Genomic DNA, 23938 nt, shown 5'->3' with positions numbered 1-23938 from the left:
TATGATTGAGACGCCGAATACAGGCGATGCAGCACCAACAGGAACCGGAATTATCGATCCATACACTGCGGGTAGCGATATCCCGGGAGTGGATGCGAGAGTTAACCGCTACGCTGGTATCTATGAAGTGGACGAAGCAGGTAAAGTCGTGAAGTTCACTCTAATTATTCTGGAGTCCAAAGATATTCATCCGGGTGAAGGCTTGCCAGACTTCGATCCGAAGCCAGCGCCACAGCCGGGTACCGAGCCGGGGACAACAGGAATCCCAAATGTAACGCCAGGAACCGGAAATCACCTAGTGGTGAAAGTATCCTCCACTATGATTGAGACGCCGAATACAGGCGATGCAGCACCAACAGGAACCGGAATTATCGATCCATACACTGCGGGTAGCGATATCCCGGGAGTGGATGACAAAGTTAACCGCTATGTTGGTGTCTATGAAGTAGACAGCGAAGGCAAAGTTGTGAAGTTCAGTCTTGTTGTGATTACAGACAAAGACGTGAAGTCAGGGTCGGGTGATCTGAACAACGATAAGAATAACTTAAGTATCGGATATCAAGAAGGCGACAACGCAGAACATGTGACCAAAACGCTGAACTTGCCTGCCAAAGGCCAGTCCGGAAACACGACGGTTACATGGACGTCCAGCCATCCGGAATTGATCAGCCCGAACGGACGTGTAAACCGGTCTGCAGTATACGATGAAGACGTATACGTTACCCTGACCGCAACGATTACGGATGACGTCACAGGAGCTCAAGTGACGAAAACTTTTATCGTTAAAGTCATCCGGATGTCGGATGAAGATGCAGTTCGTGCGGCGGCAAAAGACTTGAGCGCGGCAAAAGCATTTGCATTCACAGAAGGAGATACATGGGAATCTGTTACTAGTGAGTTTACGCTACTAGGTCAAGGGCTTTACGGTACTAATATTACCTGGACCTCGCTAGACTCTGGTACGATCGACATCTCTCTTCAGAATGGCAAAGCCTATGGGGCTGTCAATCGTCCGCAGAGCAGCGACAAGAATGTGTTACTGACGGCTCTGATTACAAAAGGGAATGCTTCAATTACTAAAACGTTCCTTATGGTTGTGAAAAACAAAACGGTCGGGAAGGAAGCAGATCAGACGAGACAACCGACGGGAAGACAGGCGGAAGCAAGTGTCAATCCAAGCGGCACTTCCAGCCATGACGAGTTCATGATTCTGCGGACAACCCTGAATAATGGCTCCAAAATCGATACGGTTATCATCGACCCGTCGAAAGTAGAGGCCTTAACGGATGCTATCAATCCATCAGAAAAAGATGATAGCAAACGTACGGTTGCTATTCAGCTACAACATGCACCAGTAGATAAAGCCGATGAATTCGCCATCGAAATCCCTTCAAGAGCTGTAGCTGCTATGGCAGACAAAAATGCATTGCTGGAGATCAAGACAGATGAAGGCAGCATCAAGCTGAGTGCTGCGGCATTAAAAGATTCAGCAGATAAAGGAACGGACTTATACTTCAGACTCGTTCCGATCAAAGATGCCCAGGAACAAAATGAAGCGAAAAATGCTCTCACAAGCAGCAGTCTTGTAAATCAAAGCGCCGCAGGAAAGAGTATTCAAATTCTGAGCATTCCGCGGAAGATCGAAACGAATTTCTCAGGTTTTGCTACCAAGGTTGTCATTCCGTTCAATGGAATCACAATACCTGAACAGAATAAACAGGCTTTCCTGGACTCATTGAAAGTATTTGTTGAGCATACGGATGGAACTAACGAACTTCTGTCAGGTGTGGTCCAGTATGAAAATGGACAGCCGGTTGGGCTAGAAATTCAAATTAATCGATTCAGCCGCTTCCAGTTCGTCAATTTCACTTCAAATGACGCTTCGAATGGTAGCCCGAGTGGCGGCTCAAGTGGTGGTGGTACTGTAAAATCAAATGATTTTGTACCTTCCCCATCCCTTAACCCGGGCAGCACAGCTGGGACTACCAGTGTAATTGTTGATAATATCGGCAAAGGAAATCATTTGGTCGTTAAAGTGTCCTCCAGCACGATTTCTGCCCCTAGAATCGGTGATGCGGCTCCTACAGGAGCAGGCGTGCTAGACCCTTACGTTGCGGGAAGCGATATTAAGGGAGCAGATGACGAAATCAATAAATACATTGCTGTTTATGAGGTAGACAGCAATAACAAAATCGTGAAATTCATGCTGTTGATTGTTAAGAAAGGCGATATTAAGGTCGTAAATGCCCTGGTCGATCTCTATATCAATAATGTTATCCAAAAGGATACAGCCAAACTTGAGGTTCGTGGGGCTACCAACAAGGATGTTACTACAATCGTTGTAGATAATGAGGCTATCATTCAAAAGCTTCAAGCAGAGAAGGCGGAAAGTACTTTGACTGTACCTCCAGTTTCTGTAACCAATGACGTTGAAGTTGAGATCAATGGCCAGCTTCTAAAATTGATGTACGAGAAGTCAAACGTACTCCGTTTTGAAACAGAAAATGCAACGTATATCCTTCCAGTCACTGCATTCCATCTCAAGGGACTGCTGGATTCATTGGGCAATCCGTCAGATCTGAGCAATGTGAAGTTCAGACTTGCCATTTCTATTGCAGATGCTGCGACTGCTGCACAAGTCAAAGAACAAGTTAAGAGCGGCCAAGCGGATATGCTCGTAACTCCAGTGAATTTTGAGGTTACTGGAAGTTATAACGGGAAAGTTGTGAACGTCGACGTATTTAACCGCTATGTAGCAAGACTTATCAAGCTTTCCAGCAGTATCAATCCAGAGAATGTAACTACAGGTGTATATATTCGTGAAAACGGACAAATGGCGCATATCCCAACCATGGTCGAAACGATCAACGGGGTGCCTTATGCGAAAATTCAAAGCCTGTACAACGGTCTCTATACACTTGTGAACCACCCGCTGAAATTCAAGGATGTGGAGAGTCACTGGTCCAAAGCAGAGGTAAATGATCTGGCTTCCAGACTTGTGGTGTTTGGTACTGACAAAGAACATTTCACACCGGCTAGAGACATCACCCGTGCAGAATTTGCAGCGATTGTAGTACGGGCCTTAGGCTTGAAGCACGGGGATTCCAAGGGTAATCCGTTCAGCGATGTGAAGGATACAGCTTGGTATGCAGAGTCGATCCAGATTGCGCATGAGTTCGGCATTATTGATGGTTACAATGGCGGTAAATTTGGGCCAATGGATCCAATCACTCGTGAACAGGCCATGACTATGATTGCTAGAGCTATGACAATTACTGGCTTGAAAGTGGAATTTAAAGAGGGGGAAGCAGATATGCTGCTTGCCACATTTAAAGATTCGTCCCAATCCTCCGCATGGGCGAAGGAAAGCATCGCTGCTTCTGTAAAAGCAGGTATCGTTACAGGTAAGAGCGATACTACCATCGCACCGAAGGATGCAATTACAAGAGCGGAAGTTGCCAAGATTATAGCGAAGCTACTGCAAAAATCTAACTTAATCTAGTATTTAGCAAAAAGATGAAGCTGCCCCCAAGGTCTCGAAACTAGGCGACCGAGGAGGCAGCTTTCATGCAATCAGGCCAGCCAGGAACTTCTGGCTGGCCTGATTTTATGTCAGTGCTTAGCAGGTGGAGTAGCGCGTTGATTCAGGCATTTTAGTCGTTAGTAGCAAAGTGTAAGTTACTGGAGCTCTGGAGTATGAAGATTCGGATCCGTTGATAAGTTCATCCCTTCAGTAAATACACAATTATTTTGGGCGTGTATGGCTGCTGTCCCGGATTCAATTGCTGTTTGGTAAAACCAAATCTTAAAATCGATTTTCTCCAGATAATTTTGCATTTCAGCTATTTTCTCAATAACCACCTTTTTGTGGTTTTCGAATACTTCCAGGCGTTCGTTTAATGTAGCATCTCCTTCCATGGACCATTCAATATACTGCCTAATTTTTTTTACGGGCATCCCGCTTTTTTTCAAGCAGGTGATGACCCCTAGCCATTCAAAATCACTATCTTTAAAATCCCGATTTCCTACCTTATTCCGATCAACAAAGGGTAATAATCCCTGTTTGTCATAGTAGCGCAATGTATGTGCAGATATTCCCGTCATCTCGGCAACTTCACTAACTGTATATCCCAATGATTAGACCACCTTTTTAAAAACGTAGTAAATGATTATACGGCTTAGACTATACTCTAAGTCAAAAAGCTATGCATAGCTTGAGGTTGAGACGTAATACTCCTGATTTTTTATGATGAATGAAGCTTGACTTAGACTTTACTCTCAAGTTTAGAGTTTAGATGTAATCAAATTTTAAGCTTAAGGGGAGAGAGAAATGAGTGAAAATAGCGTCTGGATCATCACTGGATGTTCCACTGGATTTGGCAGAGAGCTTGCCAAAGCAACGATTGAGGCCGGTTATAAGGTTGTTGTTACCGCAAGAAATCTCGCTTCCATTGCTGATCTTGTCAGCGGGAATACAAATAACGTTCTGGCTGTTGAACTTGATGTCACTAAGCCTGAACAAGTTGAGAAGGCTGTAAAAGCTACGGTAGAGAAATTTGGCCGGATTGATGTGCTGGTCAATAATGCTGGCGTCGGTTATTTTAGCTCCATTGAGGAAGCGGCTGAAGAAGAGACCCGGAAGATGTTCGAAATCAATTTCTGGGGTCTTATGAACATGACAAGTGCTGTATTGCCTTATATGAGAAACCAGCGTTCCGGACATATTATCAATATATCGTCCATTGGAGGTCTAGTATCGTTCCCTGGAGTGGGATATTACAACGCTACGAAGTACGCCGTTGAAGGTATATCAGAGAGCCTGTCCAAAGAAGTTGCCCAATTTAATATTGATGTAACGCTGATCGAACCAAGCAATTTCCGCACGGATTGGTCCGGACGCTCAGCCGCCAGAACAAAATCATCGATTAAGGAGTATGAGGAGCTCATCTCTCCATTTGTAAATGGTGAATCCCATGGCAAAGAGCCTGGAGATCCAAAAAAAGCTGCAGAAGCCATTATCAGCGTTGCCAAGTCTCAAGAACCGCCGCTTCGGTTGCTGCTTGGAGCAGATGCTTACCATTTCGCGGTGAACAAATATACAGACACACTGAAAAATTTCGAAAACCAAAAAGAAGTCGCCTTGAATGCCGATTTCCAAGACGGAATATAATTAGATCGAACACCTCCACCACCATGCTGAAAGCGGGGGACGGAGGTGTTTTTTTGATAGGAAAATAATAATTAACCATTTGACTCAGAATAATAATAGGAGACCAACGTGGCCTCCTATTATCGAGCTTTATCTATATTTTTCATTTTATCAGAAGCCGCTTAGGCCCTAGAGAGACTGCGCTTTTGCGTGAATCGTCGTATGATTTCAGGCAGGGCGATAGATGTTAATACGATCAGAACACCTAGCCAACGCAGGGGGCTAATCGGTTCATGCAGGATGAAAAAAGATGAAAGCACAGCGACTGGAAGTTCGGTAGCTCCCAATATACTGGCCATTCCTTCTCCTACATGCGGAACGCCATAAGCGAACAATAGCGGCGGAATAAATGAACCCAAAAATCCTAGAGTGAATCCATAGATCAGTAGCTCTCCGAAAATCTTCCCGTTAAACAAAAATGCTGGAGGGTACAGGATGAAGATCAGCACCATGCCGCCGGCCAGCATCCATACCGCTCGAGTGGCTGCGGGCGCCTTAGGTACGGCAGATCCGCTAAGGAGGATAAACAACGAATACAATAATGCAGCACTAAGGCCATATAGGATGCCAAGCGGGTTCCAGCTTCTAATTCCATCATCCAAAAGACCCGCAGCCAGTACAGTTCCGAGCAGCAGAATTACGATGACGATAACGGTCATCCGGTCTGGAAGACGTCTGTTTCTAATGGATTGGATAAGCGCGCCGATCCAAATAAATTGAAATAATAAAATAATCGCAACAGAAGCAGGTACGTAGGTTAACGACTTGAAGTAAACCAATCCAGCTCCAGCGAGCGGAAAACCAGCGCTGACCAGCGTCAGCTTTTGTTTCCAGCTTAATTTCGAGTCGTCCGTAGGGTTAGATGCTGCTTTCTGTTTGTGCCGGCTTGTGCTCAAATTTTTCACCAAGTAAAAAGCAAGAGATAAGACAAATCCCCAAAAAAACTGTGAGCCCACGACTTCTCCAAGATGGAAGCCTCTGCCGTAAGCCAATACTGCGATTGTGGAGAGTAATCCAAAACATGCTGAGCCTGTCATTACGGCTGCCATATATTTCATATCTTATTCACCTTTTCTAAAGTAGATTTGCAGCGGGTGCAAAAAGAACTTTAAGCTTGAGAGTATAGTCTAAGTCAAGCATCTGATAAGATACCGCTTCAATGTGAAGCGGTTTTTTGTTGTTTGAAGAAGTTGGTCCGGTGAGACAAAGAAGTGCCTACCTTAAACATCGAGAAATAAATATTGACAGTTACATTCAAAATAAATAAACTATCAAAAGAAAGTTAATTCCAATAACTGGAGGGGGTTAAATATGAGTTCGCAAAATCAACAAAGATGGTGGGTGCTGGCTTCGCTTGCATTCGGGATACTTGCGATCGGACTGGATATGACGATTTTGAATTTGGCGTTGCCGATGTTGGCTCAAGACATACGCGCAACTAATGCTGAGCTTCAATGGTTTGCCAACGGTTATAATCTTGTTTTTGCCGCTATGCTGCTGCCGATGGGGATGCTGGGGGACCGGATCGGACGAAAGAAAATGCTGCTTACCGGGTTGCTCATCTTTGGTGCAGCCTCTCTGGCTTGTGCGTATTCCGTATCATCTTGGCAGCTCATAACCGCACGTGCCTTTCTTGGTTTGGGCGCTTCCCTGATTGTTCCGTTATCTATGGCTGTAATTCCAGTGTTGTTCACGGAGAAGGAAAGGCCCAAAGCTATTGCAGTCTGGATGATGGCCAATGCGATAGGCATTCCGCTTGGTCCTATTCTTGGAGGTTGGCTCCTTAACCACTATTGGTGGGGCTCGGTATTTATCATCAATCTTCCGCTAGTGATTATAGCGATCCTCTCCGTTTCCTTTCTTTTGCCTGAATCACGGAGTCAGGAATATCGACCAATGGATTTACCGGGAATGCTATTTTCAAGTGTTGGACTGATTGCTTTAACGTATGGTGTTATTCAAGCAGGTGAAAAAGGATGGGGGGATAGCTTTTCCTTATCGACAGCAGTTGGAGGTTTCCTTCTATTAATATGGTTTGTTAGGTATCAGACTCGGACTGCTCATCCATTGGTGGACCCGGCATTATTCCGGTCTCGGCGTTTTGCGGGCGGAACGTTGATCGGTTCGATCATTTCTTTTGCACTATTTGGTGTATTATTCGTATTGCCCCAATATCTTCAGGCCGTGTTAGGTGCGGATGCGTTCAGTGCAGGTCTGAGACTCTTGCCTTTAGTATTAGGATTACTGCTTGGAACGCCAATCTCTGATGTACTACAGTCGCGCTTTGGAACCAGGACGGCGATTATAGCGGGTTCTATACTGCTTGGCATAGGGCTGGCGATGGGGAGTGCCACGACAATATCAAGCGGATATGGCTTTGTATTAATTTGGATTTCTGCCGTCGGGCTTGGTATTGGATTTGCCCTTCCCGCTGCTATGGACACAGCGATCTCTGCACTCACACCCGAACGAAGCGGCGTGGGGTCGGCCCTGCTAATGGCGATGAGACAAGTTGGCGGAACATTGGGGGTTGCCATTTTAGGGGCTGTGTTGAACGCAGGTTATCGCAATGGTCTTGACCTGAAGGAATGGCCTACAGAAGCAGCCCAAATGGCGCAACGTAATGTGTCAGCCGGCCTAGCCGCTGCGCAGCGAACCGGCTCAGACTCTCTGGTTCATTCCGTGAAAAATGCTTTCATCACTGGCATGGGCAATATGTTATGGGTATGTGCAGGGGCCGCAGTTGTGGGAATTATTTTTACAGTTATCCTCTTACGAACACGATCAGCGGAGCGTAATAGCTCTACTGCCGCTCTTGAAGCGAAGGAATAATACGATTGCCAATTCATGAGAGTCAATAGTTTATGCTTTTGACTACAATTTGACATGAACTCTATTATCAATGAAAATAAGTTTGAAGGTTCATGTTGAATGTGATTTGACTTGGTTAGGAGTGAAAGGAATGCCTGAGACTGCGAAACAAAAGATCGGATTGCGTGAGCGGAAAAAAGCGAAGACGATGGCGAGTGTGCAGATGCACGCATTGAGGCTTTTTCAGGAGAAGGGTTATCATGCTACAACGGTTGAACAAATTGCGGAAGCTGCGGAAATTTCTCCGAGCACCTTTTTTCGTTATTTTGCAACGAAAGAGGATGTGGTGCTAACCGATAACTATGATCCTCTGCTTGTGGATGCTTTTGACAATCAATCACCAGAGCTTAGTCCGCTACAAGCCGTAAGGAATGCGATGATTTCGGGAATTACGGAGATTACGGATGAGGAATGGGAGACAACGCGTCAGCGCAATCAACTGATCATGGCAGTTCCGGAACTGCGTGCAGCAGCGATGAATAACTTAACTCAGATGATGCACCTATTGACACAGATGGTTGCCAAGCGACTTGGACGCAGTTCAGATGATCCAGCGATCCGAACCTTTGGCGGAGTGATCGTCGGGGTCAATATATCCTTAATGGATTATAGTGCAGAAGTGACCCGATTGGAGTTTGCTAAATTATTGGAAGAGGCTCTGGAGGTTGTGGAGAAAGGCTTAATAATAGAATAAGACCGTGTCTGCATTCTTAACGTACGTGTAGGCTCTATAGAAGAAATCCCTTGTACATCAAGGGGTTTTTCTTTTTGCAGAAAAAGATGAGGATAAAAAACGGTTATACTATTTGTTACCTTGGGAGGTGTTCATGTATCATGGTTAGCGGGCTGGAAATATTATAAAAGATTCCAATACATAGGAGCTAATCATGAACCAAGAGATTACTTATTCAACAAAAAGAGCATTTGCTAGATTGCTAAGTTTCTCAAAACCGGAAGCGTTTCGGTACATTTTATTATTATTAATTATCCTTTGCGGAACCTTTGTAAATCTGGGCTATCTGGAATCAATACGAAATATTGTGGCGGGAGCGACGTCCAAATCTCTTCATCTTGTGTATTATGGAACTGTACTTGCCGGGATAACGATCGTTCTGCAGACGGTCATCAATATCATGCAAACTCAAGTCACAGTAAAAATTAAAAATGCTTCAATAACCAATATGCAAAAACACGTTCTTAACCAGCTTCATCTGAAAAAGGTAGAGCATATCGAAAGCTATCATAGCAGCGACATTGTGGGGCGGTTGTTGAACGGAGTAACGGATGCGCAAACCGGAGTGAACGACAAGCTGTTGGCGTTTATCACAAACGCGCTGCAGATTATGATGGCTATGGCATATTTTAGCTGGCTTAGCTTGCCTCTAACACTTGGACTGGTTGGTTTTACACTGGCCTATCCTGCGATTACATATCCGATCTCACGATTTCTACGTGCTCAGTATGACCAGCGTGGGGAAGAGGTGGCGGATCGGGATTCCATACTTCAAGAAGCGATTCAAGGCGCTGAAGAGGTACGAACCTATTATAGGCTGCAGCAACACTTTCAAGGTGTTTTAAAAGGAAGACTTCATCAAGTGCTGGCAAGATCACTACGCATCTCTATTCTGGAAAGAAGCTTTGACGCTTTGAATAGGGTGGCAACGTTTGGCGGAATGATTTTTACACTTGGATTCGGGGGCTATCAGGTCTTAAAGGGGGAACTAATGGTAGGTGCACTGGCTACCTTTATTGTAACAAGTGGACAATTAACGAACCCGCTTTTATCGATATCAAGATTATGGACAGACATGATTCAAGCGATATCTCAGGCGCAAAGAGTATTCAGTCTGTTAGATTTGCCCAATGAAGAGGATGATCTAAATAAGAATTCGAATCTAGTATTTCATCCGGGCCGGCATGATCTTACGCTTAAACATGTGGAATATACGTATAACAACAATAGAAAGACTATTCATAACATAAGTTTTTCGATAAAAAGCGGACAGATGGCAGCGATCGTAGGACCCAGCGGTTCGGGTAAATCTACGATCCTGAAGTTATTGCTAAGACTCTATACTCCCGAAAAAGGAGAGATTTTGTACAACGATGTTTCTATACATGATATCCCGCTGGCGGAGTGGAGATCCCGCATTGGATATGTTTCACAACAGGCGATTGTATTCTCTGGTTCCATTAAGGATAATATTTGCTTTGGAGTAGAGAATGTGCCTATGGAGGAAGTGGTGAACGCTGCCAAGTTAGCGCATATTCATCATTATATTAGTGAACTCCCTCAGGGGTATGACACAGCCATTGGGGAACGCGGTGTCCAGCTGTCAGGCGGGGAAATACAGCGTCTGTCTCTCGCCAGGGTATATTTACGAAAGCCCAACATTCTTGTGCTGGATGAGCCTGCTTCAGCGTTGGATATTGAGAATGAAAGAAAGTTTCGAGAGTCCCTGCAAGCGCTCGCTAAAGATCGGACGACGATCGTCGTTGCACACAAGCTGGACACGATTCGGCATGCGGATACGATTATTGTTGTGGAGGGTGGAAGAGTGACAGAGGTAGGGACACATGCAGATTTAATAAGGAATCAAGGGGAGTATTTCAGTTTACTGCAAGAGGAGAAAATGAAGAGGGAGGGTATCCGTTGAATTCGCAGATCAATACCAGGGCAGTGTTGTCCCTTCTTTTACACTATGTAAAACGGTACTGGATGATTCTTATCTTCCTTCCTTTTTTGATTGGGGTAGATATTGCATTTGAATTAGGAGTAGCTAAAATCCAGGGCCTGTTCATTGATACCGCAGACCATGGTACGTTGGCGAGATTATTCTATGTTATTAAACTAGTCATTTGTTTGCTACTTGCAGGGATTATCTTATTGGCACTCCACAGGCATTTAATCGTTAAGCTGCTGGGTTACGTACATAGAGATATAACGCTTAGATTGTTTGAAGTTATAAACCATATGCCTTATCAGAAATTGAAAAAATATCATTCCGGAGATCTGGTCACCCGGGTGAAGGACGATGTGGAGCATAGTTCGCAAATTATAGACGCCGTTATTGAGTTTATAACTGTGCTTGTCCTCATTATTTTATCGTTTGTTTATCTGATCCGAATTGATGTCGTGTTAGCGCTGATTGGAGCTATAAGTGCACCTATTCTATTCTGGATCGGTCGTATGTTTGATAAAAGAATTCGTACCCAGTCGAGCGATGTTCAAGAGAAGGAACGGGCGCTTAGAGAAATAGCACAAGAATATATCCAGGGATATACCGTTGCTAAAGTGTTTAATGTAAGCGAGTTATACCTCAATCCATTCATGCAGCGAAGGAAGGATCTGAGCAAAGCGCAAACCAGACTTGCAATGACGAACACCATGAGCAGAACCTTTACGGAGAGCGGATTCAATCTCATTTACATTGTGGCATTAGTATTCATCGCGATTGCCTCTTCGAGAAATGCACTGACTCCTGGAACGATTATTACGTTTAGTGTCCTGTTCGAGCTTGTAGTCTGGCCGGTCATTGGCATGTCTGATCAGTATAGCCGTGTGCAAGAGGGGATTGGAGCGTTTCAGCGAATATATGATTTTGTGGGAACGACTAATAATACGCCAATAAAAAGTTCTAACAGTAATGAGAAGCAAGAGACGGAGATATCTTATAAAAGAGAAGTCTTATCCCTTCACGATGTGTCTTTTCAACCTGAATCCAGTCATAGAGCTATTCTGAATCATATTAACTTTGACTTGAAAAGCGGAGAGACGGTAGTCGTCATTGGGCCGAGCGGTTCGGGGAAATCTACTTTTGCAAAATTATGTTGTGGTCTATATGAACCAACGCAAGGAAAGGTATCGGTCCATGGTCAATCGGTTTATGTGAATCAATCGCCATATCTATTCTCTGGAACGGTGCAAGATAATATCAAATTAGCCTATGATCAAGCAACTGATCATGATATTCACATCGCGGCAAGAAACGCAGAGCTTGAAGAATTCGTAGATCAATTATCCGATAAATATAATACGGTTATCAGTGAGCAAGGCAGTAACTTTTCGGGTGGACAAAGACAACGTCTTGCCTTGGCCAGAGCTTTTTTACATAAAGATTGTGATTTGTTCATCATGGATGAGCCGACATCTGCCTTGGATCCTGCTACTGAACAACAAGTAGTGGCTTCTCTAAAAACGTACTTGGAACACAAATCAGCTATTATCATCACTCATCGTCTAAGTCTAGTTTCGCTAGCCGATCGGATCATTGTCATGAATGAAGGCAGGATTGCAGAAGAAGGAACACATGCCGAATTAATGCGTAATCAGGGACTATATAAGAAGTTTCAGGATTTAGGGGACAACAGTGACCGAAAGTCCAAACTTCACATGGATGACGCCGAACCTGATATTCGAACCTAAAGTTCAATTTAAATTGAAACGAGAGGTCCCTAATGAATACAATCCTCATTATTGAAGATCAGGAAGATGTTAACCACATGCTGGCGGAATCGTTGACTGCTGCAGGGTACAGCGTTCGGTCAGCTTATACAGGGGCGGATGGATTGCGGGAAATTCACAGCGGATTGTATGATTTGGTTCTGCTTGATATTATGCTTCCTTATAAAAGCGGGGATGAAATTCTGAAGGACATGCGCCAGTTTTCCGATGCCCCTGTCATTATTATTTCTGCGAAGGATCTGGTAGGTACGAAAATCGATCTTCTGAAGCTGGGCGCGGACGATTATATAACGAAGCCGTTTGACTTAGGGGAAGTAGCGGCACGGGTGGAGTCCAATTTACGCCGTTCAAGGCGGGATCAACCGGGAAGCAGGGTACTGCGTCACAAAGATCTGCTGTTGGATGAGAATGCTAAACGCGTGACGGCGGGAGGTGCGGAGATTGAGCTAACTGCCAAAGAGTATATGATACTGGAGATGCTGCTGAAGCACACGGGTAAGGTGTTCACCAAGGCGAATTTGTACGAATCGGTCTGGCAGGACGAATACCTTGGGGATGACAATGCGGTGAAGACGCATATCAGCAACTTGCGAAGCAAGCTGAAAAAAATGAGCCCGGAAGAGGAGTACATAGAAACGGTTTGGGGACTGGGCTATAGGATACATCAGAGATAACTTATCGGTTTCTTTACTTTTTCAATGTCAGCCTTAACCTTTTCTAAACTTGAGATCGTTATACTGGGGGCAGAAAGGGCAGGTGAATAAAATGAACTCATACGTTGTGCAAACCCATCATCTGAGTAAAAACTACGGTGATTATACAGCGCTACGCCAAGTTTCTATCCGCTTAAAAGGGGGCCATATCTACGGTTTGATCGGACAAAACGGCGCTGGAAAAACGACGCTGATGCGTCTATTGGCTGGTCTAGCCTTCCCTACAGAAGGCAGCATCGAGCTATTCGGCCATAGCGGAAAGTACCCTCTTCAAGAGGAACGGAAGCGGCTTGGCTGCATGATTGAGCACCCGGGATTTGTTCCATATATGACCGCGAAGCAGAACCTGAAGCTGCATCGGATGATGCGAGGTGTCCCTAACGAGGAGATTGAAGATGAATTGCTGGAGCTGGTTGGTCTGGCAGACACGGGCAGGAAGAAAGCGAGAGACTTTTCGCTTGGCATGAAGCAGCGGCTTGGCATTGCTATCGCCCTCTTAGGCAGCCCGGAAGTGCTTATTCTGGATGAGCCGATTAACGGACTCGATCCGCTTGGCGTCATCGAAATTCGTAATTTGCTTAGGCAGCTCTGCGAAGAGCGGCAGATGGCTATTCTCATCTCCAGTCATAACCTGCCTGAGCTGTATCAGACCGCGACCAACTATATCATTATTCACAAGGGAGAGATTAAGCAGACATTTACTCAGGAACAGCTTGATGAGAGATGCAAGCATCATATTCTAATTCGCTGTGACCAGCCGGAAAAGTTGACGAGTGTACTGGAGACAGAGCTTGGCACCTTGAATTATAAGGTTATGCCGGATCGTACGGTTAAATTGTATGATTGTTTAGACCAGTTGGAGCGGGTTGCCAGGGCTATTCATGATAAAGGAATTGTTGTTACCAAGTTTAATGTTGAAGGTGAAACGCTAGAGAACTACTTCATCACTTGTTTAGGAGGTGAAGGGGATGTTTAATCTGATCCGGGCTGATCTATTTAAGCTGATGAAATCGCAGGCGGTCAAAGTATTGATAGCTATATCAGCAGCAAGCGCGGTGATCTCGGCGGTTATGGCCTACCTCATTCCGCTTGGTAAGATCGACACCCGCATGACAGGCATCGAATTTATGTTCTCGGACATGAACATGACCTGTATTCTCGGAGCGGTGATCGCGGGTATGATCATATGCGGCGATTTTGAGAACAAAACGATTCACAACGCAATTTCTAGCGGTTCCCGGAGATACGCTATCATCATTAGCAAAGCCGTTGCGCTCGCCGTTGCCTTAATGTTGCTTTTGCTGCCATATGCAATCGTTACGGCGGCGGGGCTTAGTACAGGGTATAAGTTCGACGTTGGTTCTGTAGGAATAGGCTTCCTGCATGTGCTGACGGCTGAAAGCGGCACCGTAATGGAGGTTGCAGAGATCGGGAAGCTGGCGGCTATTATGCTGACTTTGATTATTGTCTATATAGCACAGTTAAGCCTATGTGTGCCGCTTGCTTTTTTTCTGAAAAAGCCAGTGTTCGTGGTTGCTATCTATTATGGTTTCTCTATTCTGTGCGCACAACTGGCCGGAGGAAGTGAGAGTTCATCGGTGCTCAGCCGTATCTTTTCGCTTACCCCTTACGGGAACCAGCATGCTCTTATGGCGCTGGAGACAACTGCAGGTGATATGGCACGAACGATCGGTATCAGCGTAATTTTTATTGCATTCATGCTCGCCGTCACCTTTACGGCATTTAGAAAATCTGAGATTAAGTAAGGAAGGGCTGTGAAGTCGTTGGCGATGGCATTGACATTAGGGGCTTTGATAATTTTAGTTCTGCTGCTGAGTGTGTATATTGTTTTTATTCACCAGCAGCTACGCAGCATTAATCGCCAATTAGGCAAGCGGCTCGCAGAGCATACAAGGCAACCGGTAAGCCTGGACCTTTTGAGCAAAGAGCTTAATCGTTTAGCCATTCATATTAATCAATGCTTAAAGGCGGAGGAGAACCTCCGTCTTCAAGCCATGCGTGAAGAGAAGAACTTTAAGGAGCTGATTGCGAACATTTCCCATGATTTGCGAACACCACTGACCGCGGTTAAGGGCTATCAGCAACTGCTGGCGAATGGTGATTTACCTTCTGACCAGCAGGAGAAGCTTCGTATTGCCCGGAAGCATACCGAGGCCTTAGGTGTGCTGATTGAGCTTTTTTTCGAATATGCCTACCTGTTGAATGCAGAACCAGAATGCCGAGCGGAAAAAGTGAATGTGGGTAACCTGATTGCTGAGGGTGTAGCGGCAGCGGTTCCCTTATTGGAGGAAAGAGGGCTGTCCGTTCAATTTGAGGAGACTCCGCCAAGGTTTGCCCTCGCTGACAGGGAAATGCTCGCTAGAATCGTGAACAATCTGATCCGTAATGGCTGTGAGCATGCATCAGGTCAAATTCAAATTCGCTTGAAACATCAGGAAGAGAAGATCATTCTCTCATTCGGTAATCCCGTGAACAATGGTGTTGTTCTTGATGTTAAGCGGCTGTTCGACCGATTCTACACGGGTGATCACGCCAGGAGCAAGGGGACAGGGTTAGGTCTTGCTATTGTTAAGCTTCTGGTGGAGCGGATGAAGGGGAGTGTATCGGCTTCTCTTGAGAAAGGCTACCTTGAGACGGTCGTTGAACTTCCTGCTTATCATGAAAGTAGGAGTGCAGACTGAGGAGGATTTGCAACTGAAATAAATGTGTCAGAAAAAAACCTGCAAAAAAGTGTTGACAGGTGAGCTCATTTTTTATATGATATTAAAGTCGACTGAAGGAAATGATCTTCCTGAAAAAAGACAAGTCCTTCGGGGCCTTAGCTCAGCTGGGAGAGCGCATCGCTGGCAGCGATGAGGTCAGGGGTTCGATCCCCCTAGGCTCCACCAAGAACATTATATGGACTCTTAGCTCAGTTGGTAGAGCAGTTGACTCTTAATCAATTGGTCCAGGGTTCGAGTCCCTGAGAGTCCATCACAGAAGAAACGGCAGAGATGCCGTTTTTTTGTTGTTTTGTATTAGGAAACAACTTGATTGCTTTTATACAGTCACAGAGTCTTTAAGTGGCAAGATGCATAACTATATGACGAACTTGTCGTGCTGCGCCGCGGGAAGAAAAACAAATTCCTGATCCGACTTGAATAGAAAAACAAAAACCAGGGTGCCGTTAATCAGCAGCCTGGCTTTTTTGGGAAGATTTGAATTACGCACACGTCTCGATTAGGCTGCATTTCACTTCTTCGCGGCGTTTGCGCGAGTAGGAAATACGGAAGAAGGTAGCGGCAGTTACAGCAGCCAGAATGACGCTCGTTGCGCCGATCCAACTGATGTAGCTCAGTGATGCCTGCTCGACGACAACACCGCCAAGACCAGCACCAACGGCCATGCCAAGATGCAACACGGAGGTATTCATACTGAGCATAATGCCGGATGCCTCTGGAGCAAGTGACAATAAATAAAACTGCTGGGTAGGGCTGGAAGACCAAACTGTGAAAGACCAAAACATCAGAAGCGGGAATACGATCAATGGCGATTGTCCAGCTAGTGAGAGCAGAACTAGAGCAATGGTATTAAACAGCATTCCGATGACTAATGTACGGGGAGCTCCCCATCTATCGGTGCTGTAGCCGCCGAATTTAGAGCCAAGCAAGCTGGCGATACCGAAAGAGAAGAGTGCGATGCTTACGCTTTGCTCGCTTAATTTGGTTATGGTCAGCAAGTAGGGCGAAATATAGGTGTAAACAACAGAGTATCCACCAATCCACGTGAAGGCGACAGCCAACGCGATCGCAATTTCAGGTTTCTTCAACAGTGCAAACTGTTTGCTTATCGGAACAGGCGCCTCGCCATTGGATTGGGGAATAGCAATAAGGATTAAGAACATGGCAAGCAAACCTAGTAGACCGATAACGCCGAAAATGAGCTTCCAATCATAAACCGAAGCGGCGACTCTTCCAAGTGGAACTCCGATAATTAAGGCGGCACTGAAGCCCATTATAAGTGTTGCAATCGCACTTCCTTGTTTGCCAGGTGCAGCGAGCTTGGCAGCAACCGTCAATGAGGTAACGAGAAACACGCCGGTACTAATCGCGAGAACAACACGCGATACGAGCAAGAATGTATAGCCGGGTAACGCGACGGCAATCAGGTTGCCTACTGCAAATACACCAAGCGCATAAAGCAGAAGTTGACGTCTCTCCATACGTGCAGTGACGGCTATGACGATCGGTGTGCCGAAGGCATAGGCCAGCGAAAAAACGGTAATCAGCTGACCTGCGACCGATACGGAGACACCTACATCTACAGCAACCTTATCCAAAATCCCTGCAATAGTATATTCGGATGTCCCAACTAGAAAGCTGATCATAGCCAGCATATAAATTTTCAATGCGTTCGACATACTGGTAAAGCTCCTCTCTATACTTCAATATTTTATATTTCTAAATCTATAGAAATAATGTTGAAAAAAAATTACTCCAGCAAATAAGGCGCATATTTCTGTGCCATTTCGCGGTTTACGCTGTAGTAGATATACGTTCCTTCTTTGCGGAAGTTTAGCAGTCCGCAGTCTGTCAATTGCTTCAAGTGATGGGAAAGCGTTGAGCTGGCCACCGATTCCAGCTTAGACTCGATATCCGAGCAACACAAAGTTGTCTCCTCCGTAAGGAGCAGGGCAATTTTGATTCTCGTGGGTTCTCCGAGCGCTTTGTACACTTTAACAGCTTGACGCACATTCGCATTTTCTTCTACCATCGTAAATTCACCTTTTTTCTAACTGTAGTTATTTCCATATCCGTGAAAATAATGTAGCACACCTTTTTTTGAATGTAAACAGAGAATATGATTGTGTAGTTTATTGTAACAGATGAGTCGCTTGGGCTTTCCATCAAAATAGCTACCATCTTGCCAGGCTCTCATGTTGAATTAGTCTTCATTAGGAGGAATCTATTCCCGGAGTTTGCCCTGGGTACTTCGGCACTGCAAGGTTTCTATGCTGTTATTCAACCGGCTATGACAGATTCAGTTGACAAGCTGTTTATGGGTGTGTAAATGACTATCCGTGGGAGAGCGCATCGCTTGAATGGACTGTTTTTGTTCTTTCTTGACCAAATAGTCTGGAAATGGTAAGATGTGGTCACGAAGTAAGGAAGGGGGACAGGGAATTATCGCGTAGTGATTTGGATAGTCGGGAACAAGGGGACCGTTTTTTTTAAGTTTATTTTTGATCGATCAGTCTGCAATTATTTTTAGAATTATGCTTTTTCTTGACTGAACGATCCGGTAAGGGTACTATGAGACAGAAAGGAGGGGTTGAAGTGGCAAGAAGTAAGGAATTTGATACGAACCTCGTGCTGCACAAGGCAATGGAAGTGTTCGGACATTACGGTTACGAGGGGACATCCCTGCAAATTCTACTCGATGGCCTGGGCATTGCCCGTCAGAGCTTATACGATACGTACGGTACGAAGCGGGATCTATTCGTTAAAGCCGTCAAGCATTATCTTAACGAAAAATCGTCGGCTGTTGTCTCCTATCTGGAGCGAACGGAATCCGTCAAGCAATCGATTGAGAAAATTTTCAGTGAGATCGTGGCGACACTACAGGATGCGGATCGGCGCAAGGAATGCTTGATTCTTTATAGCGCTATCGACCAGGTTCCTCATGACCCGGAGATCGCGGCGTTGTTCGAGCAAGACCGAATTCGGCTAGAGAAGGCGTTTCATGAAGCCTTGATTCGGGCCAAGGATCAAAATGAGCTGAACACCCAGCAGGATCTGCTTGCGCTTGCAAAGTATTTGTATCATGCCCGATATGCGTTGACCCAAGTTGCCAAATTATCTGATGATGCTAAAGTGTTGGAGGAAATCACGGCGGTTACCCTGTCTGTGCTTAATAGATAATGTGAAGCAGTTTCCTGCTTCATTTATTTTGTTTATTTTAGATCGATCAGTCAAATATAATCAAATTAGACCATTTGGTCTAAAAAAGGAGAGAATACTTCTATGGATGCAAGTCGGTTTAAAGGATTAGCGCTGTTCATTCTAGCCATTTCGCAGTTGATGATGGCGCTCGATTACACGATTATTTTTGTCGCAATGCCTTCCCTTGGCGACGAGCTGGGCTTCTCAGCCAATCATTTGCAGTGGGTCATTAGCGCCTATTCACTTGCCTTTGGGGGATTTTTGTTAATTGGCGGGCGGTTATCCGATTTAATGGGCAGACGTCGGATGTTCATTATTGCCATGGCCTTGTTCGGTTTAGGTTCGTTGCTAGGGGGCCTTTCGGAATCCCAACTCATATTAATCATTGCTAGAGGATTGCAAGGACTTGGAGGAGCCCTGTTGTCACCGGCCACATTATCACTGATCATGTCCAATTTCGAAGAAGGTGCTGAGCGCAATCGAGCGATGGGGATTTGGTCTTCAATGGGCGGAGTGGGCTTATCTCTTGGTCTGTTGCTTGGTGGGGTTTTAACAAGCTACCTCGGATGGGAGGCCACCTTCTTCGTGAATGTGCCAATCGCGCTTTTCGCTATTGTCATGACACCGATCGTGCTCAAAGAAAGCAAGATTTCGTCCCAAGCAAAACATTTCGACGTTGGCGGCACGCTATCGGTCACAGCAGGATTGCTGCTAATCGTGTACTATCTCATTCAATCCCCAGTCGAAGGCTGGTTTAGCCTTGGGACTTTGCCATTTGTCCTGGTCGGCGTTGTTTTACTTATCGCTTTTGTCGCCATCGAACAACGTTCGGCAGCGCCACTGCTATCATTCCGTTTGTTCCGCAACCGCAATTTGACTGGAGCCGCGTTGACCGCGTTCCTGTTTTCTGCATCGTTCGGTACACTCTATTACTTCCTGACGCTGTATACGCAAAATGTTCTGCACTATTCCGCTATTCAATCCGGTTTATCTTTCTTGCCGCTTACGCTTAGCGCGTTTCTGGGAGTCAGGCTGATTAATATCCTGTTAACGAAGGTTGGAGTCGCTGGCACGATTGCTGTGGGAATGGGAACGGGAGGGGGCGGCTTCCTGATGCTCACTCAGCTATCTGCTACGGGCTCTGTATGGGGAGTCATTCCGGGTACTGTGATTATCGGCATCGGTCAAGCACTTGTATTCACGACGATGTTCATCGCAGGCAGCACAGGGATCGACCCTAAAGAGCAGGGCGTGGCGTCCGCGCTTATTACAACTGGTCAGCAAATTGGCGGCGCAATTGGTCTTGCTGTTATAATGGCGATCATATCCGCAAGATTGAACTCGAATGCGACATTGGAGACGATGACGACTACTGAGCTAAATCACTCCATTCATATTGCGTTTATCGTTACGACCATCGTAACGCTTCTAGGTATATTGGTCGCCTTCATGGTTCTTAAGCAAAAGAAGACTGTAAATAAGGATACAGCAATTGCAAAGCATTGAGTGATAACGTGACTCTAAAGCAAGAGAGTTATGATATTTTGAAAGATAGCAATTCAGTTCTTAATAGTTGTCAAAAGAATTATTACACCATGGTATTTTGTATAATGCCATGGTTTCTTTTTTTGATGTGAAAGTTGATGTTATTGCATATCGAACAGCTTGCTAGAGTCATAGCAGCCTGTTCAATCCATTCTTCAAAATATTTCGAGAAAAGTATTGACAGTAGAGCTGATCTTTTGTATGATATAAAAGTCGCTTGCAGGGAACGGTTCACCTGAAGAAGACAAGCCCTTTGGGGCCTTAGCTCAGCTGGGAGAGCGCATCGCTGGCAGCGATGAGGTCAGGGGTTCGATCCCCCTAGGCTCCACCAAGAACATCATATGGACTCTTAGCTCAGTTGGTAGAGCAGTTGACTCTTAATCAATTGGTCCAGGGTTCGAGTCCCTGAGAGTCCATCGTATTCAAAAAAACTCAAGCGCAGTTAGCGCTTGAGTTTTTTTGCGTCTAAGGGAAGAGATTTTATGAGACAGGAAAGGAGGGGTAATCATCGATTGCCCCTCTTTCAGTTAAGAATGTATGCTTGAGGAAGTTAGGGAGTTAGTTTTTGCGTAGCCGGACGACGAGTCCAATCAGGCCAATGGCTACTATGAAGACTGTGGCGATTGGTAGTGGAATGCCAGAAGGCGACATGCTTGAAGTGCTGGCGGAGAGTGCGTTTCCGCTTGAGGCTTGACCAGAGCCTGGTGAGGCTTTGGTTCCGGAAGAATTGGCCGAAACTGCTGATGTCGTTGTGTCAGTACTTCCTGCCTTGTGTAGGAGTGATGGAGTCAATTCAGGCGTTTTGCGATGGGGGGATGCCTGTTCCAGATTATAGGCATATCCTAATAGTTTGGCATCGCCAAACCTGGACCCGAGCAAACTGATTCCGACAGGGAATTTGTCTGCAAAGCCAGCGGGTACACTCACTACAGGACGGCCGGTGAAATTAGCCCATCCGCAATGTGTGCCGAATTGCTCAGAATCGAGTAGTTCGGCAGGATTCTTATGAACTTTGGCAGGCGGGGCAGCGACTGTCGGGTATGCGAGTGCATCAAGCTTATATGAAGTGAATAGCTCAGTTACCCCTTGAGCGAATTTTTGACGGGCAGCGACTGCTGCTGCGAATCCTGCCTTGTCTAGTGGCTTCTTGTCGTCCGCCATTAACCACTCTTTGGTAGTCTTCTCCATATTTGGGCTACCTGCAACGATGTCACCGAAATTAATCGCATTTTTCGGTTCGGTCCGTCCAGCCAGACCTTTTGGCCAGGTTGCTTCTGTCTTTGCGAAATAACTTTCATGCCCGGTTGTTGCCCAGTAGGAAGCATTCTGCGGGGCGTACTTATTCCACCAGCTTCGGTTAAGCGGGATTTTAATGACTGTGGCGCCTTGAGCCTCTAGTACTGAAATTTCCTTCTCCGCCGTCGCTAAAATATTATTAGATTCAGGGCCTGGTGAATAATCATAACCTCCAAATGGGGCAATGACGTAACCGATGCGGGCCCCTTTAAGGGAAGAACCTTTCAATGAGTTCAGGTATGAAGTGGATTTGTAGCTGTTTGCTTTTGCGGTCCAGGGATCTTTAGGGTCTGTGCCTGCAAGAACATCAAGTAGCATCGCTGCGTCTTCAACGGACAACGCCAGAGGTCCAATGGCATCTCCTAGCGGATTGTAATCAACTCCAGCCATGGAACCAAGCCCTACTGTGGGGCGGAATCCGACTAGATTGTTGAAGGAAGCAACATCGGTAATCGAACCACAGGACTCGGTTCCGAGGCCAATTGCAGCGAAACTTGCTGCGACTGCTGCGCCGGTCCCGCCGCTGGAGCCGTTGATATTTTTCGTAGGATCATAAGGATTATACGTTCTGCCTTTGACGGAGCTTACCGTATCCCAAAACATAGCGAATTCTGCCATATTTGTCTTGCCCAACACGATGGCTCCGGCATCTTTCAGTCTTTGGACAGCGGTAGCGTCGTGCTTAGGCTGGTAGGTGGCGAGTGCTTGATTGCCGTGGCTGGTGGGCATATCAGCCGTATTGATGTTGTCCTTGACCAATACCGGGATGCCGTGCAGCGGGCCGCGAATATGGCCGTTTGCCCGCTCCTTGTCAAGCACGGCGGCTTCTTTTAACGCATTCTGGTTAAGGGTAATAATTGCACCCAGACCAGGTTTATCACCGATCTTTTTGTCGTAGGCCTTAATCCGATCCAGGTATTCCTGGACAGCCTCTACACTTGTGATCTTGCCGGTCTTCAGGGCCTCGGCCAGTTTTACGACACCTAGTTCGGTTACATCTGTCTCGGATTGAGCGTAGGCCATCAACGGATAGAGATTCAGACATAATATGATACCGAGCATTACGCCTGTCAAAAGGTGCATAATAGTCTTCGTGTAGCGCGGCTTACGTCTATGCCGGGTAGATGTGGATGTTTTCATAGTATGGCCCCCTCATGATGTCTTGTTTTATGTTACATATTAATACATCAAATTTGAGGTGGTCAACATAAATTTACGTAAAGTAATGATTTTTCAGAAAAATATGTTTGAATACATGACATAATGTTGGGTTTTAAATAATTTAACAGTTTAATATGACGATTGATCGGAGTTTATGTTATTTTATATAACATATATATTGGATAAGAGATTGCAGTTTTGATTCTACTCTCTAAAGCTAGGTTTCCAATATGTGAGCGTTGATGCATCCTTTTCGCAGTACATTTCATCGCCGCATAGCTTTTGGCTCCGGAGCTTCTGCTTTACGACTACTACGGACCGTACAGCTCTTATTTGCTCTATTTGGAGCAATTACCCGTCTATCGAACCGTACAGCGCTTATTTGCTCTATTTGGAGCAATTACCCGTCTAACGGACTGTACAGCTCTTATTTGCTCTTTTTGGAGCAATTATTCGTCTAACGGACCATGTTGCGCTTATTTCCTTCTTAGCGGGCATATCACGGGCAAATACCTGTAAATAGCTGCATCTGAGTCCGTAAGCTTAGAAAAGCAGTGTTTTTTTGGTAAATAAGAGCTTCTCGGTCCGTTACAACTTACCGGAATCCCCCGCAGCGCGCGAGATTGCTCACAGCCCGCCAGGCTCCCCACAGCCCGCGAGATTGCTCGCAGCCCGCCAGGCCCCCGCGGCCCGCGAGACTACTCACAGCCCGCCAGGCCCCCACGGCCCGCGAGAT

At 45.7% G+C, this 23938-nt stretch carries 17 protein-coding genes and 4 tRNA genes; 16 read left to right on the top strand and 5 right to left on the bottom strand.

Going from position 1 to position 23938, the window contains the following annotated elements; translation table 11 throughout:
* A partial coding sequence (locus tag ACFRAM_RS05470) for an immunoglobulin-like domain-containing protein (RefSeq protein WP_379464904.1) occupies positions 1–3502 on the top strand: 3502 nt, incomplete at its 5' end.
* A gap of 176 nt (positions 3503–3678) precedes the next feature.
* Here the strand turns inward: ACFRAM_RS05470 and ACFRAM_RS05465 are convergent.
* Entirely contained in the window at positions 3679–4134 is a 456-nt protein-coding gene (locus tag ACFRAM_RS05465; protein WP_379464903.1) for a MerR family transcriptional regulator, read from the bottom strand.
* Positions 4135–4330: 196 nt separating this feature from the next.
* Between ACFRAM_RS05465 and ACFRAM_RS05460 the strand changes: the two genes are divergently transcribed.
* A complete protein-coding gene (locus ACFRAM_RS05460) occupies positions 4331–5170 on the top strand; it encodes an oxidoreductase (protein WP_379464902.1) in 840 nt (279 codons plus the stop codon).
* Positions 5171–5331: 161 nt separating this feature from the next.
* Here the strand turns inward: ACFRAM_RS05460 and ACFRAM_RS05455 are convergent, their stop codons facing one another.
* On the bottom strand, positions 5332–6267 hold the full coding sequence (locus ACFRAM_RS05455; RefSeq protein WP_379464901.1) for an EamA family transporter: 936 nt from the start codon (positions 6265–6267) through the stop codon (positions 5332–5334).
* Positions 6268–6520: 253 nt separating this feature from the next.
* Here ACFRAM_RS05455 and ACFRAM_RS05450 point away from each other — a divergent pair, with 253 nt between their 5' ends.
* The 10 genes from ACFRAM_RS05450 to ACFRAM_RS05405 all read left to right on the top strand — a co-directional run bounded on the left by ACFRAM_RS05450 (position 6521) and on the right by ACFRAM_RS05405 (position 16252).
* Positions 6521–8041, top strand: coding sequence for an MFS transporter (locus tag ACFRAM_RS05450; protein ID WP_379464900.1), 1521 nt, complete (start codon positions 6521–6523; stop codon positions 8039–8041).
* A gap of 130 nt (positions 8042–8171) precedes the next feature.
* Positions 8172–8774: an acyl-CoA-like ligand-binding transcription factor gene (locus ACFRAM_RS05445; protein ID WP_175374286.1), complete on the top strand. Its 603-nt coding sequence runs from the start codon at positions 8172–8174 to the stop codon at positions 8772–8774.
* A gap of 193 nt (positions 8775–8967) precedes the next feature.
* Entirely contained in the window at positions 8968–10737 is a 1770-nt protein-coding gene (locus tag ACFRAM_RS05440; protein ID WP_379464899.1) for an ABC transporter ATP-binding protein, read from the top strand.
* The gene (locus ACFRAM_RS05435; protein WP_379464898.1) at positions 10734–12506 is read left to right on the top strand and encodes an ABC transporter ATP-binding protein; all 1773 of its coding nucleotides are present in this window, start codon (positions 10734–10736) and stop codon (positions 12504–12506) included. The genes ACFRAM_RS05440 and ACFRAM_RS05435 overlap by 4 nt, the downstream gene beginning before the upstream one ends.
* Before the next feature lie 32 nt (positions 12507–12538).
* The gene (locus ACFRAM_RS05430) at positions 12539–13219 is read left to right on the top strand and encodes a response regulator transcription factor (RefSeq protein WP_379464897.1); all 681 of its coding nucleotides are present in this window, start codon (positions 12539–12541) and stop codon (positions 13217–13219) included.
* 91 nt (positions 13220–13310) lie between these two features.
* Complete coding sequence (locus tag ACFRAM_RS05425) at positions 13311–14234, top strand: ABC transporter ATP-binding protein (RefSeq protein WP_379464896.1); 924 nt, start codon at positions 13311–13313, stop codon at positions 14232–14234.
* A complete protein-coding gene (locus ACFRAM_RS05420) occupies positions 14227–15024 on the top strand; it encodes an ABC transporter permease (RefSeq protein ID WP_379464895.1) in 798 nt (265 codons plus the stop codon). Before ACFRAM_RS05425 ends, ACFRAM_RS05420 begins: the two co-directional genes overlap by 8 nt.
* A 45-nt stretch (positions 15025–15069) precedes the next feature.
* The gene (locus ACFRAM_RS05415; protein WP_379464894.1) at positions 15070–15960 is read left to right on the top strand and encodes a sensor histidine kinase; all 891 of its coding nucleotides are present in this window, start codon (positions 15070–15072) and stop codon (positions 15958–15960) included.
* A 131-nt stretch (positions 15961–16091) separates the two neighbouring features.
* Positions 16092–16167, top strand: a tRNA-Ala gene (locus ACFRAM_RS05410).
* A 12-nt stretch (positions 16168–16179) separates the two neighbouring features.
* Positions 16180–16252: transfer RNA gene (locus ACFRAM_RS05405), tRNA-Lys, on the top strand.
* A 229-nt stretch (positions 16253–16481) separates the two neighbouring features.
* On the opposite strand, the gene ACFRAM_RS05400 is transcribed toward ACFRAM_RS05405, so the two are convergent.
* Positions 16482–17678 (bottom strand): MFS transporter, encoded by a 1197-nt coding sequence (locus ACFRAM_RS05400; RefSeq protein ID WP_379464893.1) that lies wholly within the window; start codon positions 17676–17678, stop codon positions 16482–16484.
* 71 nt (positions 17679–17749) lie between these two features.
* The gene (locus ACFRAM_RS05395; RefSeq protein ID WP_379464892.1) at positions 17750–18031 is read right to left on the bottom strand and encodes an ArsR/SmtB family transcription factor; all 282 of its coding nucleotides are present in this window, start codon (positions 18029–18031) and stop codon (positions 17750–17752) included.
* A 563-nt stretch (positions 18032–18594) separates the two neighbouring features.
* Between ACFRAM_RS05395 and ACFRAM_RS05390 the strand changes: the two genes are divergently transcribed.
* The 4 genes from ACFRAM_RS05390 to ACFRAM_RS05375 all read left to right on the top strand — a co-directional run bounded on the left by ACFRAM_RS05390 (position 18595) and on the right by ACFRAM_RS05375 (position 21161).
* Positions 18595–19179: a TetR/AcrR family transcriptional regulator gene (locus tag ACFRAM_RS05390; protein WP_379464891.1), complete on the top strand. Its 585-nt coding sequence runs from the start codon at positions 18595–18597 to the stop codon at positions 19177–19179.
* Between the two features lie 102 nt (positions 19180–19281).
* Entirely contained in the window at positions 19282–20706 is a 1425-nt protein-coding gene (locus ACFRAM_RS05385) for an MFS transporter (RefSeq protein ID WP_379464890.1), read from the top strand.
* Positions 20707–21000: 294 nt separating this feature from the next.
* Positions 21001–21076 (top strand) — tRNA-Ala (locus ACFRAM_RS05380).
* A gap of 12 nt (positions 21077–21088) precedes the next feature.
* Positions 21089–21161 (top strand) — tRNA-Lys (locus tag ACFRAM_RS05375).
* Between the two features lie 142 nt (positions 21162–21303).
* Here the strand turns inward: ACFRAM_RS05375 and ACFRAM_RS05370 are convergent.
* Complete coding sequence (locus ACFRAM_RS05370) at positions 21304–23181, bottom strand: amidase (RefSeq protein WP_379464889.1); 1878 nt, start codon at positions 23179–23181, stop codon at positions 21304–21306.
* Positions 23182–23938 lie beyond the last annotated feature (757 nt).

The sequence above is a fragment of the Paenibacillus sp. NPDC056722 genome, assembly GCF_042790635.1.
Classification (GTDB): Bacteria; Bacillota; Bacilli; order Paenibacillales; family Paenibacillaceae; genus Paenibacillus_AQ; species Paenibacillus_AQ agri.
Note: the sequence above shows the minus strand (reverse complement) of the source record. Positions and strands in the feature narration are given on the sequence as shown.

Excerpts from the sequence above, each read along its gene's own strand:
- ACFRAM_RS05455 (WP_379464901.1), bottom strand. The coding sequence starts at position 6,267 with ATGAAATATATGGCAGCCGTAATGACAGGCTCAGCATGTTTTGGATTA.
- ACFRAM_RS05370 (WP_379464889.1), bottom strand. The coding sequence starts at position 23,181 with ATGAAAACATCCACATCTACCCGGCATAGACGTAAGCCGCGCTACACG.
- ACFRAM_RS05450 (WP_379464900.1), top strand. The coding sequence starts at position 6,521 with ATGAGTTCGCAAAATCAACAAAGATGGTGGGTGCTGGCTTCGCTTGCA.
- ACFRAM_RS05385 (WP_379464890.1), top strand. The coding sequence starts at position 19,282 with ATGGATGCAAGTCGGTTTAAAGGATTAGCGCTGTTCATTCTAGCCATT.
- ACFRAM_RS05425 (WP_379464896.1), top strand. The coding sequence starts at position 13,311 with ATGAACTCATACGTTGTGCAAACCCATCATCTGAGTAAAAACTACGGT.
- ACFRAM_RS05430 (WP_379464897.1), top strand. The coding sequence starts at position 12,539 with ATGAATACAATCCTCATTATTGAAGATCAGGAAGATGTTAACCACATG.
- ACFRAM_RS05460 (WP_379464902.1), top strand. The coding sequence starts at position 4,331 with ATGAGTGAAAATAGCGTCTGGATCATCACTGGATGTTCCACTGGATTT.
- ACFRAM_RS05440 (WP_379464899.1), top strand. The coding sequence starts at position 8,968 with ATGAACCAAGAGATTACTTATTCAACAAAAAGAGCATTTGCTAGATTG.
- ACFRAM_RS05445 (WP_175374286.1), top strand. The coding sequence starts at position 8,172 with ATGCCTGAGACTGCGAAACAAAAGATCGGATTGCGTGAGCGGAAAAAA.
- ACFRAM_RS05395 (WP_379464892.1), bottom strand. The coding sequence starts at position 18,031 with ATGGTAGAAGAAAATGCGAATGTGCGTCAAGCTGTTAAAGTGTACAAA.
- ACFRAM_RS05400 (WP_379464893.1), bottom strand. The coding sequence starts at position 17,678 with ATGTCGAACGCATTGAAAATTTATATGCTGGCTATGATCAGCTTTCTA.
- ACFRAM_RS05420 (WP_379464895.1), top strand. The coding sequence starts at position 14,227 with ATGTTTAATCTGATCCGGGCTGATCTATTTAAGCTGATGAAATCGCAG.